Raw genomic sequence first — 16,892 nt, 5'->3', positions numbered from 1 at the left:
CCAGTTACTAGGGCCTCTGATCAGAGACCCCAGCGTTCCCGGTTTTCGTCAAAGAAGCCTTGGGCTTTTTTCACTTCAATCCAGTTGTTCACATAGTTGATCCAGACCTGATCGCTTTGCGGCAACAGCATCGCGATAGGAGAAGGAGAACGTGGACCGGCATTCTTGACGCGGACGACCGGGAACTTTGCTTCAAGGGTCGATCCCTCGATATTCGAGGTTATGAACACATCTGCACGACCGGCCAAGACCTCCTGAAAACCACGTGCAGGAGCTTCGACCACTTTGATATCCGCATCGGGGAACCATTCGCGCACGCGCTTTTCAAAGGTGGTGCCCAGGGTAGTAGCAACCTTCACGTCTGGCTTGTTGATCGAGTCGTAGCCATCAAATTTGTCGGCCTTTTCCTTGGTTGTGTAGGGAAACAACTCAACCGCGATGTAACTGTCGGAAAACCCTGCAACTTTCATGCGCGGAGGTGAGATCGAAGCCGAACCGGTGATGTGGTACTTCCCAGCTACCACACCATTGACCAATGTTTTCCAGTCGGTGGGCACATATTCGACCTCAACACCCAGATCAGCTGCCAGCGCGTTCATGATGTCGATATCATAGCCTTTATAGCTGTTAGTCGCCGGATCGCGCAGTGACATCGGGTTCCAGTCACCGGTTGTCCCCACTTTCAGCACGCCGTCATCCAAAATCTCATTCAGAGCCGACTGAGCTTGCGCAGCGCCGCTGATCACAAGACCGAGCGCAGCCGCAGCCGCGACTTTAACAAAACGTTTCATGTGGTTCTCCCGTTGGTGGCGTTAGTCTTTTTATCACGACATTGCTTCTTGATTTAAGCGTAAAGAAAAAGATAACCTCAAGCAACTAATTAACTCATAGTAATCACAAGTGGGCCAGCAGATGCCAAACGCAGCGATCGAGCTTGTCGACGTAGACAAGTGGTTTGGCACATTTCACGTGCTCAAGAACATCAACCTGACAGTAAACAGTGGTGAAAAGGTTGTGATCTGCGGCCCATCCGGATCGGGTAAATCAACGGTCGTAAGATGCATCAATCAGCTTGAGAAACATCAAAAGGGCACCATCCGCATCGATGGGGTCGAACTGAACGATGATGCCAAATCTGCAGCCACCATCCGGTCAGAAGTTGGCATGGTGTTCCAGCAATTCAATCTGTTCCCGCATCTAACAGTGCTGGAAAACCTGACCCTTGGCCCCATCAAGGCCCGCGGGTTGAGCCGAAAAGAAGCCGAGGACAAAGCGCGCCACTACCTTGAGCGTGTTCATATACCCGATCAGGCCGACAAGCGCCCGATACAGCTTTCAGGTGGACAGCAGCAGCGAGTGGCAATTGCCCGTTCGCTTTGCATGGAGCCCCGGGTCCTTTTGTTCGACGAACCCACCTCGGCGCTCGACCCTGAGATGATCTCCGAGGTGCTCGACGTGATGGTCGAACTTGCCGAGGAAGGCATGACCATGGTTGTGGTGACCCATGAGATGGGATTTGCCCGAAAAGTGGCCGACAACATGGTGTTCATGGATGCAGGCGAGATTGTCGAACAAGGTAAGCCCGAGCATTTCTTCACCAATCCAAAGTCTGAGCGGTGTCAGAAATTCCTGAGCCAAATTCTACAGCATTGAGTTGGGTCCGATGAAAAAATCACTTCTCTTCCTTCCCCTTTTCTTGCTGATCACGGGCTGTTCGTCCTCACAGACCTGGGGTTGGTACGTCATTGACCCAACCACGGCTTCAGGCTGGACCAATGTAAAATTCCTGATTTCGGGCATGGGTGCGACCATTCAGATTTCGCTGATTGCGGCGATTTTGTCGATTGTCATTGGATTGCTGGTTGCCCTGCCGGGTCTGTCGGAAAAGCGCGGCTGGCGGCTGGTAAACCGGGTATATGTCGAATTTGTCCGCTCGATCCCTCTGTTGCCTATGCTGTTTTGGGTGTTCTACGGGTTGCCGATTGTCTTTCAGTCGATGGGTATGGACATCCCAATCGATCCCTTCTGGGGCGCAATTATCACCCTTGCGATATCGGACAGCGCCTTTACCGCCGAGATCTACCGTGCCGGTATACAATCTATCGCAAAAGGGCAAAGCGAGGCGGCGCAAACGATTGGCCTGAACTATTTTCAGACCATGCGCTATGTGATCCTGCCGCAAGCAATCCGGCGTATACTGCCACCGCTTGCCAACCAATTTATCTACATTGTGAAGATGAGCGCATTCGCCAGCGTCATCGGCATGCAAGAACTGACACGCCGTGCGAATGAGCTGGTAGTGACGGAATACCGCCCGCTTGAGATCTATACCTTGTTGATCTTCGAGTATCTGGTGCTGGTACTGATCATCAGCGCCGGTGTGCGTTGGCTCGAACGCCGGATGGGTGCAGATGAGCGCGGATAAGGAGCATAAGATGGACTGGAAAGACTTCATGGTCGAGACCGAGGCCAATATTGGTGCATTCTCGAAAGAAGTGCCCGAAACCGTGCATGGTTTCGGCATCATGGGTAAGGCGGCCAAAACAGATGGTGCGCTGAGTGAAAAGACAAAGGAATTCATGGCGTTGGGAATTGCCATCGCGACGCGCTGCGACAGCTGCATCGGCTTCCATGTCCGCTCATTGGTGCGGCTGGGTGCGACCCGCGAAGAGCTGTGCGAAGCGCTGGCTATGGCCACCTATATGGGCGGCGGCCCGTCTTACGCCTACAGCGCCAAGGCGTTGAAGGCGTTTGATGTGTTTTCAGAGTAATAGACCGGTACGCGGTCCGATTTCATTGGATGGTTCTTGCCATGGCAGTCACCGAAATCCGTGATGAAGGGATGCGAATTGGTGGCGAGATCATCTTTACCGCTGAGACCATCCCGGTTCACTACCCCTATACCAATGAGGTCGTGGGCCATGTGCCCGCAGGGCAGGCTGAACACGCGCGCCGCGCCTTCGAAATTGCGGCCCACTACAAGCCCGAACTGACCCGCTATGAACGCAGCCAAATCCTGCAACGGGCTGGAGAGCTGATTGGTGAACGTCGCGATTACCTCGCCAAATGGCTGGTGCTTGAGCTTGGCATCTGCCATCAACACGCGATCTACGAGACCAAGCGCGCGCAGGATGTCTTTCAATTTGCGGCGGCCGAGGCACTGAAAGATGACGGCGAAATCTTTGCGTGCGATCTGACCCAAAACGGTAAAGCCCGCAAGATTTTCACGATGCGCGAGCCTGTGACCGCAATCAGCGCGATCACTCCATTCAACCATCCACTCAACATGGTCAGCCACAAGGTTGCTCCGTCGATCGCCACCAATAACTGCATGGTCTGCAAACCGACCGAGTTGACGCCTCTGACCTGCCTGACGCTGGCCGATATCCTTTATGAGGCAGGCCTGCCGCCTGAGATGTTTCAGGTGGTCACTGGCTGGCCACAGGACATTGGGAATGAGATGATCACCAATGAAAACATCGACATCATAACCTTCACCGGTAGTGTTCGCGTGGGCAAGATGATCGCAGAGAAGGCGGTTTACAAACGTCAGGCGCTGGAGTTGGGAGGTAATGATCCACTGATTGTTCTGAATGACCTCAACGATGCCGATCTAAACAGGGCAGCAACGATCGCCGTAGCCGGGGCCACCGGCAATTCGGGACAACGCTGCACTGCGATCAAGCGAATACTGGTGCAAGAGAGTGTCGCGGACACCTTTGTGCCTTTGGTGCTGGAGAAGGCCAAAAAGATCAGATTCGGAGATCCGCAGGATCCTGAGACCGAGCTGGGTTGTGTGATCCACGAGGATGCGGCCAAGCTTTTCGAAGATCGTGTTCACTTGGCCCAGAAAGAGGGAGCAGAAGTCCTTTACCACCCCGGACGTCAGGGCGCGCTGCTGCCGCCGATCGTGGTCGACGACGTTCCCCACGACTCTGCGTTGGTGATGGAGGAAACTTTCGGCCCCATTATTCCCATCATTCGCGTGCCCGACGACGATGACGAGGTCATGCGCATCTCGAACTCTACTGTGTACGGCCTGTCGTCGGGGGTATGTACCAATGACCTGAACCGCGCAATTGCCTATATCAATGGGCTGAACGTGGGCACCTGCAATATCTGGGAACAACCCGGATACCGTATCGAAATGTCCCCCTTTGGGGGCATCAAGGATTCGGGCAATGGTGTCAAAGAAGGGGTCATCGAGGCCATCAGGTTCTTTACGAATGTCAAAACCTACTCGCTTCCTTGGCCCGGTTGAAGGCTTGTTGAAGATTGCAATGCACACCACTAGAGATTCATGCTCACTCAGCCATGAAATGACCGCTTGAGCCCTTCGGCTCTTGGCGTCATATGTGCCTTCGAACGCACGCGCGATGCCCCGAAACAAGGAAATACCTCATGCAAAAGGTTCTGATCACAGGTACTGCCGGATTTATAGGTTTTCATCTTGCCAAGCTTTTGCTTGAAAACGGTTGCCGGGTTCACGGCTTTGACGGGATGACTGATTACTACGATGTCCGCCTCAAACAGAGCCGACATGCGCTGTTGCTGGAGAACCCAAATTTTTCATGCGAGGAAGGGATGCTGGAAGATACCGCCAAGTTCGACCAGATCGCTGATGCTTTTGAACCGGACGTGATCATCCATCTCGCAGCGCAAGCTGGCGTCCGATATAGCCTGGAAAACCCGCGCGCCTATGTCGAAAGCAATGTTGTCGGGACGTTCAACGTGATGGAAGCTGCGCGGCGGCACAAAGTGCGGCATCTGCTGATGGCTTCGACTTCGTCGATCTACGGGGCAAATCCTGACATGCCCTTCGACGAGTGCGAAAAAGCAGATCATCAACTCACTATGTACGCAGCCACCAAAAAGGCAAATGAAGCGATGGGGCATTCCTATGCCCATCTTTGGGATATACCGACAACCATGTTCCGGTTTTTTACGGTTTATGGCCCGTGGGGACGCCCTGATCTTGCATTCTTCAAATTTACCGATGCAATCCTCAACGACCGCCCGATAGACATCTACAACCACGGCGACATGTATCGTGATTTCACCTATGTGGATGACCTGGTGCGCGCAATCTCTCTGCTGATCGACGTTGTGCCTGTTCGCCCCAAAGCCCCCGAAGACATCGCCGAAGGTGACAGCCTGAGCCCGGTCGCTCCCTATCGCATAGTGAACATTGGAAATTCAGACAAAGTGCGTTTGTTGGATTTCATCGACGCCATCGAAGAAAGCCTCGGCAAACCCGCGATCCGAAACTATATGGAGATGCAGTTGGGCGATGTGCCTGCAACTTGGGCCAATGCCGATCTGCTGCACCGCCTGACCGGTTATCGCCCAAAAACCGAAATCAGGGACGGCATTCAGGCCTTCGTGGACTGGTATCGCGCATATTACGGTAAATAGAACCTGCGAACCTGCCTAAACCTGAATTCGCCGGCCACAGCACCGATTAAACCGTCAGCGCGATCAGATCGCTTTTCTCAGTGCCTCGATTATCTGCTCTTGCGAATTCTCCTGCAGATACGGGTGCATCGGCAGGCTAATCACTGTTGCGGCGGCCTGATCGCCAATAGGCAAGTCGGCATTTGGGTCAGAAACAGCTGGTTGCTTGTTCAACGGCAGTGGATAATGCACGGCGGTCGGAACCCCGGCGTCTTTGAGCTTCGCTTGCACATCCTCACGATTGTCCACGCGTATCGTATACTGCGCCCAGGCGCTGGTCGCCCCCTCCATCAGCGTTGGAGCGGCGATATTGGTTTCCTTCAGTAGCACTTTGTAACGGTCCGCGACGGTGTCTCGCAGGACCAGTTCATCCTCGAAAATATCCAGCTTGCACAGCAGGATCGCAGCCTGCAACGTGTCCAGACGGCTGTTAACGCCAACCCTGATATGGTGATAACGCCGATCCTGCCCGTGCCGGGCAATCTGGCGAAGAATGACGCTCAGATCATCGTCCGAGGTGAAGATCGCACCACCATCGCCGTAGCAGCCAAGGGGTTTCGATGGGAAAAAGCTGGTGCAGGAAATCGTTGACAGGTTTCCTGACCGTTTGCCACGCAACGATCCGCCAAAGCTCTGAGCAGCATCCTCGATGACAGGTAAGCCGTTTGCCACAGCTACCTCGTTAATTCGTTCGAAATCAGCAGGTTGGCCATACAGCGACACCGGTATAATTGCCTTTGTCCGGGGTGTGATCGCAGCGTCAAGCTTGTTGGGATCAATGTTATAACTAGTCTGGTCAATATCGACATAAACCGGCTTTGCGCCCAGCAATCTGACGGCTTCAGCCGTGGCGATATATGAAAATCCGGGCGTGATGACCTCATCCCCCGACCCGACCTCAAGCGCCATCAAGGCAATTTGCAATGCATCCGTTCCATTGGCGCAAGTGATGCAATGTTTGGCACCCGTAAAGGCAGTCAGCCGTGCCTCTAGTTCAGCCACTTCTGGGCCAAGAATGTACTTCCCATGCGCCAACACATTGGCAATGCCGGCATCAAGCTGATCCTTGATACGTTTCTGTTGTTCCGCCAGGTCAATAAATTGCATCGCTAAAACGCCCTATTGGTTCTTAAGGAATTTCTACAAGCTGCACCGCTACATTTTCCCATACATAATCCGGTACTGCTCGACCATGTTTATTCGTCGACAAAGACTTAATACACCGGGCCTGTTTGGCACGGATTACCGCAGTACTAATAACTGGGCGGACCGTTCCCCTGCATTGCCTAATACCCAAAAAGTCATGGGTGATGGGTCGACACGCAGTCGATCCGTTTGATCAAAGTACCGTGCTGCTCATCAGCTTCGGATGCTGCTCACCTTTGCGTGCTTCGATTGAGGCATTGCGGATATGGCTGACCATCGCAATAGCAGGCCGGTTTTCATTCAATCCAAACCCGTTCCCGTTCAGAATCTCTTCGTAGCTTCGCGTGTGCAAGTCGGCAAATCCGCCCGAGAATTCGATCTCTTCCCCATCAATAGTGATGGAGCGATAGGTTCTGGCTCCGGTTTCTCGCGCCTCTGCCGGAACGTCATTTACGTCCAGCGACAAGAACCAACGGCACCGGGCGTGTTCAAACTCAAGATAGCCCGCGGCCTTGGTCGGGGCGTTGAGATGCACATGGTTCGCCTGAAGATCTCCGAAGAGGAAGTGCAGCATGTCAAAGAAATGCACGCCGATGTTGGTGGCAATACCGCCAGATTTGCGGACATCCCCTTTCCAGCTCTCCAGATACCAACGTCCACGGGACGTGATGTAAGTCAGATCGACCTCGTACTTGGTATCCTTGGGGCTGTTTCGAATCTTGTCCCTCAGAGCAATGATCGAGGGATGTACGCGCAACTGCAGGATCGTGTTTACGGTCTGTCCAGTCGCTTGCTCAATCGCTTCCAGGCCATCGATATCCTCTGGGTTCAACACCAGCGGCTTCTCACAGATCGCATCGGCGCCAGAACGCAATGCAAACCGCATGTGGCTGTCATGGAGGTAATTCGGCGAGCAGATCGAGACATAATCAATTTTGCCCGCTTCGCTGCGACGTAACATGTCAACATAGCGATCAAAACGCTCGAACTCTGTGAAAAAATGTGCATCGGGGAAGTGGCTATCGATAATCCCAACGGAGTCGCTTGTGTCCAGAGCAGCCAACAACGTGTTTCCGGTATCCGTTATCGCCTTCATGTGGCGCGGTGCGATGTATCCTGCGGTTCCTATTAGTGCGAAGTTGCTCATTCGGTGCGTCCCAAGTGCTCAAATTGTGCTACAGCGCTTCCAAGAATTTCTTTGGGAAGTCAATAGACGCAGGCATTTCAAGCATCGCCAATCACGCTGGAAACCCCCATCAACCTCTGTTAGAGCGGTTCGGAATTGTCAGAGCTAGATTGATCTTCGACCGATGTCAGACACCCGCCCCAAATCTCAAAAAACCGTTTTCTGTCTTACCTACCACGAGATAACGGCGGATGCGCGCGTTCTTAAAGAAGCGCGCGCGCTTCAAGCAGCGGGCCATAACGTACATATCTTCTGCGACTGGCCAGGGGGCATGCCGCAAGAAGACAGCATCGATGGCATTCGGATCACGCGATTCAATTGGCAATCTTCCGAACATATTACCAGCGACATGCTAAAGCGTTTCTTTTTTGTGGATCGTGTTTCGGATGAAGTAGATAAGCGCGTTCTGCCCTATATTAAGTCTGCAGCGAGATTGAATAGACTCAAATCCAAGTTTCGAGAGTTTCTGTCAGATGAAGAAGTTCTGAAGCTCGACCCGATGTACTACAAAAACTACAGTGGCCGAGAACGACGGAAACGTAAGTTTGCTCACAAACGGCTTCTCTGGAAGATTAAGCTGACATCCGGAATTGGTGACGCTCGGAGAGATCTGAAGCTGTTTAGTTCTGACGCCAGAGAGGTCAGGGAAGGGTTCTTCAAACTCTATCAACTAAACTCTCTCTTATTCGCTGAAAACCTCTGCAACCTCAGATTTGATGATACCCCGGACGTCATTCATGCTCATGACATCTATTGTCTCCCGGCAGGCGTTGTGCTTGCAAAACAGTTTGGGGCGAAGCTTGTATACGACGCACATGAATACGAACCAGCGCGGGCGACGAAGAATCCAACTGATGGATCGAACTTTGCAGAAAACCTAGAAGACGATTGTCTCCCCTTCGTCGATTATATGATCACCGTATCGTCGTCCATCGCAGATTTGTATGCCAAACGCTTCAAAGATAGTCCGACACTTATCCTCAATGCTCCAGAGATAGATGTTGATTACATGGATAGTCGTAAAGAAAAGGCGTTGGATCAGCTTTCTATCCGTGCTCAGGCAAACGTTGCTGACGGGGCGCCCTTGATTATTTTTACTGGTGGCATTCAAATGTCACATCGTGGGTTAGATAAAGTTCTTGAGGCTTTGGTTCATCTTCCCGAAGTCAAGTTAGCTTCGATGGGCCCACGGCACCTCCGAAACGACAAGTGGTTCATGAGTGTCGCTCATGACCTAGGTGTGGATGATCGCGTTACCTTGCTTCCACCTGTGGCAGCTCCAGATGTACCAGTCGCAATTAGTACAGCAGACCTCGCTATATGCCCGTTTCAGGACGTATCGCTCAATCACCGCTACGCAATGCCCAACAAGCTTTTTGAGGCAGCATTTGCTGGCGTACCAATTTGTGTTTCAGATCTTCCAGAGATGCGTCGGTTTGCAGAGTCTCTCGGTTTCGGACGAGCAATGGACGAAACAGATCCTCTGAGCATTGCTGAAGCTATTCGGGATGTCTTGGATCATCCCGAACGCTTTACGTTAAGCGCCGCCAACAGAAGGAAGCTTTGGGAGACTTACAGCTGGCCTGCGCAAGCCAAGAAGTTGGCGGCGCTCTATGAAGGTATTTAAACTCGCGCGGCTAGTATCTGTGCGATTTGTTGCGAAGCGGTTCCATCACCATAGATTTCTATCTGATTTCCGCTAGTCCCTATCGCACTGAGGATACCATCCTCGATATCCCCTTCTATGGGCGAAACGATACGATTCCAGCCGCTTTCAACAAGCTCAACCCATTCTGTTTCCGTTCTAAGAGTTACGCAAGGGACGCCGTAGAAATACGCTTCTTTCTGCACTCCGCCAGAGTCCGTAGCAACCAGCACCGCATTGCTTTCTAGAGCGACCATATCCAAGTAACCGACTGGGTCTATCGTTTGGACATGTTCGAATTTAAGACCGATTCCTTTTATCCTTGCGGCAGTACGTGGATGCAATGGCAAGACAACCGGATGTTGTTTCGCAACCGCCTCCAGACCATCAACAATGTTTATTAACGTTTCTGGCGAATCCGTATTTTCAGCTCTATGGATCGTCGCAAGTATGAATCCGTTTGCGTCTACCCCAATGTCAGCCAAAATTGTTGATTTCTGCTTGGCCTTTTCACCAAAGTGTAGTGCTGCGTCGAACATCACGTCACCGACTTCAAAAATTTTGCTCTCCGAAATGCTTTCTCTTCGCAGATTTTCCACAGCGTCGCTGGAAGTCGTGAACAGAAGGTCGGAAATGTGATCCGTTAGAACTCGGTTCGTTTCTTCGGGCATCTTTCGATTAAATGAGCGCAGCCCGGCCTCTACGTGCGCCACCGGGATATGAAGTTTTGAGGCGACCAATGCACCCGCCAATGTTGAATTCGTATCTCCAAAAACAAGGAGCGCATCTGGTTCATGTTCTTGAATGACGGGTTCAAGTTTCTGCATCATCAGTCCTGTCATGGCACCATGACTGCCTGAGTTCACCGATAGGTTGATGTCGGGTTTTGCAATTTCTAGTTCGTCGAAAAAAATCTTAGACATCGAATCGTCATAGTGCTGTCCTGTGTGAATCAGCAGCTCTGTTACACCCGGCATGGAACGAAGTGCTCTGCTCACCGGAGCCAATTTAATAAACTGAGGGCGCGCGCCAACTACAACTGCGATTTTCACGGTAGCTCCAAATAAATAATTGCCTAAAACCGCGCTAACACACGGCCAGTATAAATTCCACGTGATATCTCGTGACTTTCTCGCTCAAGCAGATTCAGATTAGCTTGGCTTTAGCTGCTATCACGCTCGCACCCGGACCTATTGATCTAGATCACACCGCATGCCTCACGTCTCGGAAAACGGAGTTTTGACATGAGTGATCTTTTAAGGGCTTGCTGACGCGCAGATGGCCCGTCCAAACCCTTCTTGCCAAAGTCGCCTGGAAAACCCGGGGTCGACGACAGGCGTGTGTTGAGCGAAATAATCTTATTCAATCGAATGATTTGCGCTGGCGTGATGCTCCTGTCACCTATGATCCGCAAAGGAGTCTCTACAGCAGATGGAAGTGCTGGAGCAAGAAAGGTTTTTCGCGCGGATGATGGCTGGGCACGCTGCGGAATACGACGCGTAAAAGGTCGTAATGATCGACGCGAACTATCTGAAATCACACTGTAGCGCGACCATAGTGGTTGCCAAAAAGGGGGCGTGATCGTCTGATTGGTCGAACCAAGGGCGGCATGAACACCAAATCACACGCTGGCCGCCTGACGGCCCGTTTCGGCAGATTTCGGGCCTGCTACGCCGATAGATGTCGCTTGCAGGCCTTTCTGTCGCAATCCAGCTTGCTGCGGCTATCTTGAAACTGCACATTTCGCCCATGACACAGACTGATATTCCGAATCCCACGGACCGCCGCGCAACCGGCTGTGATCTTGTGATCCTTGCATAAAGCAGGGCCTCGGGCCTTTTGCTTCACGCTGCGATTACAGAAATTTCGGAAGACCTCATGACAACTCAAACGCTGCGCCTGGCCATCGATATTGGCGGCACCTTTACCGATACGGTCCTTGTCTCTGGCGAAGAGACAATCCTGGCCTCCACCAAGACCCTGACCACCCATCAGAACCCTGCCGACGGCGCCATGGAAGGGGCCGCGCGAGTAATGCAGCAATCGGGCCGGACGCTGGATCAGGTGACCGGCTTTATCCACGGCACCACCCTGGCGACCAATGCGCTGATCGAACGTCGCGGCGCGGTGGTGGCAACGGTGACCACCGAAGGCTTTCGCGACATCCTGGAAATCGCGTATGAGCGGCGTTATTCGCAATACGATATCAACCTCGAGAAGCCTGACCTGCTGGTGCCGCGCGAGCGTGCTCTGACCGTGCGCGAACGCATGTCGGCGGGTGGTCAGGTATTGATCGAGCTCGAAGACTCGGCCATCGACGCACTGCTGGCCGATATCGACGCGAGCGGCGCAGAGGCCATAGCGATCTGCCTGATGCACGCTTATGCCAATCCCGCCCATGAACGCCGCCTACGCGATGTGCTGGCTGAGAAGCGGCCCGATCTGACCGTCTCGATCTCGTCCGAGGTCAGCCCCGAGGCGCGCGAGTTCGACCGGCTGTGCACCACCGTCGCCAATGCTTATATCCAGCCGCTGATGCAGACCTATCTGGCCCGTTTCGTCGACCGGTTCGAGGCCGAGGGCGTGACCTGTCCGATCCTGATGATGACGGCGGGCGGCGGCATGTGCACCGTGCGCACCGCCGCGCGTTTTCCGATCCGGCTGGTGGAATCCGGCCCCGCCGGAGGGGCCATTCTGGCCGCCCGCATCGCCGCCCGCACCGGGCTGGATAAGGTGCTGTCCTTTGACGTTGGCGGCACCACCGCTAAGCTGTGCCTGATCGATAAGGCCCGCCCGCAGACCTCGCGCCAGTTCGAGATCGCCCGCGCCGCGCGGTTCATAAAGGGCTCGGGCATGCCAGTGCGCATCCCGGTGATAGAGATGATCGAGATCGGCGCGGGCGGTGGGTCCATCGCCGGGGTTGACCGGCTGGGACGCCTGACCGTGGGTCCGAAATCGGCGGGGTCTGAACCCGGACCCGTGGCCTTCATGCGCGGCGGCACCGAGCCCACGGTGACAGACAGCGACATTACGCTGGGCTACATCGTGCCCGACACATTTGCCGAGGGGCATATCAAGCTGGACCCCGAAGGCTCCAAACAATCGCTGAGCCGGGTGATCGGGTCGAAACTAGATCTCGATGCCGTTGGCTCAGCCGACGGCGTCAGCCGCATCGTCGATGAAAGCATGGCCAGCGCAGGCCGGATGCACGCGGTGGAATCGGGCAAGGATCTTGGACTGCGCACGATGATTGCCTTTGGCGGCAACGGGCCGTTGCATGCCAGCCGGGTGGCACGATCCGCCGGGGTCAGCCGCATTGTAATCCCGCCCAATCCGGGCGTGGGGTCTGCCGTGGGCTTCCTGTTCGCACCCGTGTCGTTCGAAATCGTCCGCTCGCGCTATTCGCTGTTGGACAGCATGGACATGGATGAGATCAACGCGCTGTTCGAGACCATGATCGTCGAGGCCAAAGGCGTGGTTGCCCAAGGCGCGGGCGATGCCCCGACCGAAACACAGCGCACCGCCTTCATGCGCTACAACGGTCAGGGTCACGAGATCGAGATCACTCTGCCCGACCGGCATCTGACAGCAGACGATATTGCACCGCTGACCACCGCCTTTGAGGAAGAATATCGCAAGCAGTTCTCACGCCCGGTGCCGGGGATGCAGATTGAGATTCTCAACTGGGCGGTGCGCGTCGCGACCCTTGACAGCGCCGTGCCACCAGTGCCCGCTACACCTGCATTGACGACCTTCACCGCACCCGACACTCGCCCGATCACCTGCGATGTGGACGGCGCGCTGAAACAGGCCGCCTTCGTGGCGCGGGCCGATCTGAAGTCCGGCGACCATGTGCGCGGCCCGGCGCTGATCCACGAGCCGCAGACCACCACGCTGGTCTCGACTGATTTCTCGGCCCATGTGGACGCCATAGGAAACCTCGTCCTGGTTCAGGACCAGAAAGGAGGCGCATGATGGCGACCGATCTTTCCCCCGCCCGCCTGCAAGTGATGTGGAACCGTTTGCTGGCAGTGGTCGAAGAACAAGGCCAAACCCTGATCCGCGCCGCCTTTTCGCCCATCGTGCGCGAATGCGGCGATATCTCCGCCGGGATCTTCGACGTCAACGGCCGGATGCTGGCACAGGCGGTAACCGGCACGCCGGGCCATATCAACACCATGGCCGAAGCGGTGCAGCATCTGCGCGCCGCCTTCCCGGTTCAGACCATGAAACCGGGCGATATCTACATGACCAACGATCCGTGGCTGGCCTCGGGGCATCTGAACGACTTCCTGTTGATGATGCCCGCGTTCAAGGATGGCAAGGTGGTGGGCTTTACCTCGTGCACCTCGCATCTAGTTGATCTGGGTGGTCTGGGCATGGGCCCCGAAGGCTCCGACATCTATGACGAGGGGCTGCTGATTCCGCCCTGCAAACTGGTCGAGGAAGGCACCCCAAACGCGCTGCTGCTGGACATCATCCGCGCCAACAGCCGCGAGCCCATCGCCAACGAGGGCGACATCTATGCCCTGATCGCCTGTTGCGAGGCCGGGGTGAACCGGCTGGTTTCGATGATGGAAGAGTTCGGCCTGACCGATCTGGATGCGCTAGGGTCCTATATCATCGACACTTCGCGCCGTGGCACGCTTGAGGCCATCGCCGAGGTGCCCGTAGGTATCTACAAAAACGTCCTGAAAATGGATGGCTATGAGAATGAGCTGGAGTTGCACGCAGCCCTGACCGTCAGTAAATCGGGGATGCTTGTGGATTTCACCGGCACCTCGGGTTGTTCGCGCAAGGGCATCAACGTGCCGCTGAACTATGCCACCGCCTATACCGTGTTTGCGCTGCGCTGCATCGTCGGCTCGGACATCCCCAACAATGCCGGATCGCTGGAGCCGTTCACCGTCGACGGCCCCAAGGGCTGCATCCTTAACGCACATCGCCCGGTGCCGGTGGCGATGCGGCACACGCTGGGTCAGGTGACACCCGATCTGGTGCTGGGCTGTCTGCATCAGGCACTGCCTGATGCAGTGCCCGCCGAGGGTGCAAGCTGCATGTTCGACCTGCCCATGCGCCACGCCCCCGAGGTGGCCCGCGATGGTGGGCGCGAATTCGCAGTGGAACCGGTACATAATGGCGGCACCGGTGCACGGCCGCATGCGGATGGTCTGTCAGCCACCGCCTACCCCTCGGGCGTGTTCGGTTCGCAGGTGGAGATCACCGAAAGCGTCGCGCCCGTCACCATCTGGCGGCGCGAACTGCGCACGGATTCCGGCGGCGCGGGCAAGTATCGAGGCGGGCTGGGGCAGCGGATCGAGATGACCTCGTCCAACGGTGCGCCCTTCATCGTGTTCCTGTCGGTCGAGCGACTAAAGTTCCCCGCCCTTGGGCGCATGGGCGGCAAACCCGGCGCGCCCGGGCGCATCCGCTTTCGCGAAGGCGACAGCGACATTCCCGGCAAGGGAGAGCTGCGAGTTGAAGGCGGCGATTATCTGATCTTCGACACTCCCGGTGGTGGCGGTTTCGGCGATCCGGGCGACCGCAACTCGGATGCGCTGGCGCTGGACCTCAAACGCGGTTTGATCAGTGCCGAGGGGGCCAAAGCCTACGGAGGTGACACATGATCCGCCCGGTTTCTCATGTCGGCGCCATGGGCGCCTATGCGCTGGCCGATCTAGGTGGTGAAGGCACCATCTCGCTGGCGCAGAACGAAAGCGCCTTTCCGGCCAGTCCGTCCGCCGTGGCGGCCGGGCAGGCAGCGCTGGCTGATCTGACGCTCTACCCCGATCCCGAATGGCCCGACATGCGCGCGGCCATTGCCGGGGTACACGGGGTCGACCCGGCGCGGGTGCTGTGTGGCGCGGGCTCGATGGAGCTGATCGGCTGCCTGATCCGCGCCTTTGCCGGGCCCGGCGATCACGTGCTGGGCACGCAATATGGTTATGCCTTCGTCGCTTCGGCGACAGCACAGGCGCAGGCCGAATACGTGGCCGCGCCCGAGGTCGATCTGACCGTCTCGGTCGATGCGCTTCTGGCCGCCGTCACCCCGGCGACCCGTATCGTGTTTGTCTGTAACCCGGGCAATCCCACCGGCACCCTGATCCCGAACACCGAAATCACCCGCCTGCGCAACGCGCTACCCGGCGACGTGCTGCTGGTGGTCGATCAGGCCTATGCCGAGTTCGCCGATGCCGCCAACGATCCGACTGAGGTTTTCGGGCTGGCGGACCGGGGAGATACCGTTATCACGCGCACCTTCTCCAAGGCTTACGGGCTGGCCGGGGCACGCGCCGGGTGGGGCTATTTCCCCACCGACATCGCCCGAGAGCTGCGCAAGCTGTTGAACCCCAACAACATCTCGATTGCCTCGCAGGCTGCGGCAGCGGCGGCGATGCGCGATCAGGCGCATATGCGGGACGTGGTCGCGAAAACGGCAACCATTCGCGATCGGTTCGCGGAGGACTGCCGCGATCTGGGGCTGATCGTGCCGGACAGCCACACCAATTTCGTGCTGATCCACTTTGCCTCGACCGAGCAGGCGCAACAGGCCGACGCTGCGCTACGGGCCGAGAAACTGCTGATGCGCGGTATGGGCGGCTATGGTCTGTCCGACTGCCTGCGCGCCACGATCTGCAACACACCGGTGATGGATCGCTGTCTGGCCGTTCTGAGAAAGGTAACGTCATGAGCCACGAAACGCGTACCCGGGCCAAGATCGGCGTTCTGGTGCCCTTCACTAACACCAACCTCGAGGCCGATATGGCCTTGATGCGCTGCCAGGACACCACCGTTCATTTCCAGCGCATGGGTGGTTATGATGTCGATGAAATCCCAGGTTCTGACCAGATGGCGGGGCTTGGGGCCTCGGACATCAGCCACGATTTGCGGATGATTTCGGGCGTGCGGCCAGATGTGGTGCTGTACGGCTGCACCTCGGCCACGCTGACCCATGGGCCGTCATTCGACGCCGATCTGGCGCAGCAGATCAAGGCCGGATCGGGAGCGCAATCGCTGACAGCCGCCGGATCGCTGATCGCCGCCATTCAGGCGCTTGGGGTGACGAAAGTGGGCTTTTCCTCGCCCTATCTGGGCGAAATCAACACGCAGGCGATGGATTTCATGGCCGCAAACGACATCGAAACCGTGCGTTGCGCCGATGTTGGCCGCGAGCTGGGCAATTACGGACAGGGAGAGCTGACCCCGGACGAGGTTTACGACCTCGCCTGTGAGGCAGACCACCCGGACGCGCAAGCCGTCGTGCTCAGCTGCACCGACATGCGCGCAGTCGAGGCCATCGAGCAGATCGAGGACACGCTGGACAAGCCGGTAGTGACCTCAAATCAGGCGATGATGTTCTGCATGATGCGGGCGCTGCGTCTGCCACGCCACGAGGCGCTGCCGGGCCGGTTGTTCGATCTGCTGTAACCGAACCGGGGCAACGGTCGCCCCCCCCGCCCC

14 protein-coding genes and 1 pseudogene are annotated in these 16,892 nt (G+C 56.2%); 11 read left to right on the top strand and 4 right to left on the bottom strand.

The window, feature by feature from the left end:
* Positions 1 to 20: 20 nt before the first annotated feature.
* On the bottom strand, positions 21 to 791 hold the full coding sequence (locus ACR0MP_RS12540; protein ID WP_170393886.1) for a transporter substrate-binding domain-containing protein: 771 nt from the start codon (positions 789 to 791) through the stop codon (positions 21 to 23).
* Positions 792 to 912: 121 nt separating this feature from the next.
* Between ACR0MP_RS12540 and ACR0MP_RS12535 the strand changes: the two genes are divergently transcribed.
* From ACR0MP_RS12535 to ACR0MP_RS12515, 5 genes are all read left to right on the top strand, one after another.
* Positions 913 to 1,653, top strand: a complete 741-nt coding sequence (locus ACR0MP_RS12535) for an amino acid ABC transporter ATP-binding protein (protein WP_170407352.1) — start codon at positions 913 to 915, stop codon at positions 1,651 to 1,653.
* Between the two features lie 10 nt (positions 1,654 to 1,663).
* Positions 1,664 to 2,425: an amino acid ABC transporter permease gene (locus tag ACR0MP_RS12530; protein WP_170407354.1), complete on the top strand. Its 762-nt coding sequence runs from the start codon at positions 1,664 to 1,666 to the stop codon at positions 2,423 to 2,425.
* Between the two features lie 10 nt (positions 2,426 to 2,435).
* Positions 2,436 to 2,771, top strand: coding sequence for a carboxymuconolactone decarboxylase family protein (locus ACR0MP_RS12525; RefSeq protein ID WP_170407357.1), 336 nt, complete (start codon positions 2,436 to 2,438; stop codon positions 2,769 to 2,771).
* A gap of 41 nt (positions 2,772 to 2,812) precedes the next feature.
* A complete protein-coding gene (gene phnY / locus ACR0MP_RS12520) occupies positions 2,813 to 4,261 on the top strand; it encodes a phosphonoacetaldehyde dehydrogenase (protein WP_170736034.1) in 1,449 nt (482 codons plus the stop codon).
* A gap of 140 nt (positions 4,262 to 4,401) precedes the next feature.
* On the top strand, positions 4,402 to 5,415 hold the full coding sequence (locus ACR0MP_RS12515) for an NAD-dependent epimerase/dehydratase family protein (RefSeq protein ID WP_170407363.1): 1,014 nt from the start codon (positions 4,402 to 4,404) through the stop codon (positions 5,413 to 5,415).
* Positions 5,416 to 5,478: 63 nt separating this feature from the next.
* Here the strand turns inward: ACR0MP_RS12515 and ACR0MP_RS12510 are convergent, their stop codons facing one another.
* Both ACR0MP_RS12510 and ACR0MP_RS12505 read right to left on the bottom strand, forming a co-directional pair.
* On the bottom strand, positions 5,479 to 6,561 hold the full coding sequence (locus tag ACR0MP_RS12510; protein WP_170407366.1) for a DegT/DnrJ/EryC1/StrS aminotransferase family protein: 1,083 nt from the start codon (positions 6,559 to 6,561) through the stop codon (positions 5,479 to 5,481).
* Positions 6,562 to 6,793: 232 nt separating this feature from the next.
* Positions 6,794 to 7,747, bottom strand: coding sequence for a Gfo/Idh/MocA family protein (locus ACR0MP_RS12505; RefSeq protein WP_170407369.1), 954 nt, complete (start codon positions 7,745 to 7,747; stop codon positions 6,794 to 6,796).
* 163 nt (positions 7,748 to 7,910) lie between these two features.
* Between ACR0MP_RS12505 and ACR0MP_RS12500 the strand changes: the two genes are divergently transcribed.
* The gene (locus tag ACR0MP_RS12500; RefSeq protein WP_170407372.1) at positions 7,911 to 9,413 is read left to right on the top strand and encodes a glycosyltransferase; all 1,503 of its coding nucleotides are present in this window, start codon (positions 7,911 to 7,913) and stop codon (positions 9,411 to 9,413) included.
* On the opposite strand, the gene wecB is transcribed toward ACR0MP_RS12500, so the two are convergent.
* Positions 9,410 to 10,483: a non-hydrolyzing UDP-N-acetylglucosamine 2-epimerase gene (gene wecB, locus ACR0MP_RS12495; RefSeq protein ID WP_170407375.1), complete on the bottom strand. Its 1,074-nt coding sequence runs from the start codon at positions 10,481 to 10,483 to the stop codon at positions 9,410 to 9,412. The genes ACR0MP_RS12500 and wecB overlap by 4 nt on opposite strands.
* A 226-nt stretch (positions 10,484 to 10,709) precedes the next feature.
* Here wecB and ACR0MP_RS12490 point away from each other — a divergent pair.
* The 5 genes and pseudogenes from ACR0MP_RS12490 to ACR0MP_RS12470 all read left to right on the top strand — a co-directional run.
* A pseudogene (locus tag ACR0MP_RS12490) lies at positions 10,710 to 11,061 on the top strand (transposase); the annotation flags it as partial.
* Between the two features lie 248 nt (positions 11,062 to 11,309).
* Positions 11,310 to 13,406 carry a hydantoinase/oxoprolinase family protein gene (locus ACR0MP_RS12485; RefSeq protein ID WP_480886575.1) on the top strand — a complete coding sequence of 699 codons (2,097 nt, stop codon included), beginning with the start codon at positions 11,310 to 11,312 and terminating at the stop codon, positions 13,404 to 13,406.
* Entirely contained in the window at positions 13,406 to 15,058 is a 1,653-nt protein-coding gene (locus ACR0MP_RS12480) for a hydantoinase B/oxoprolinase family protein (RefSeq protein WP_170407381.1), read from the top strand. Before ACR0MP_RS12485 ends, ACR0MP_RS12480 begins: the two co-directional genes overlap by 1 nt.
* A complete protein-coding gene (locus tag ACR0MP_RS12475; RefSeq protein WP_170407384.1) occupies positions 15,055 to 16,122 on the top strand; it encodes an aminotransferase class I/II-fold pyridoxal phosphate-dependent enzyme in 1,068 nt (355 codons plus the stop codon). The genes ACR0MP_RS12480 and ACR0MP_RS12475 overlap by 4 nt, the downstream gene beginning before the upstream one ends.
* Positions 16,119 to 16,859: an aspartate racemase/maleate isomerase family protein gene (locus ACR0MP_RS12470; protein ID WP_170407387.1), complete on the top strand. Its 741-nt coding sequence runs from the start codon at positions 16,119 to 16,121 to the stop codon at positions 16,857 to 16,859. Before ACR0MP_RS12475 ends, ACR0MP_RS12470 begins: the two co-directional genes overlap by 4 nt.
* Positions 16,860 to 16,892 lie beyond the last annotated feature (33 nt).

This window comes from Ruegeria sp. K3 (genome assembly GCF_056531845.1).
This window is presented reverse-complemented; position numbering and strand designations above follow the sequence as displayed.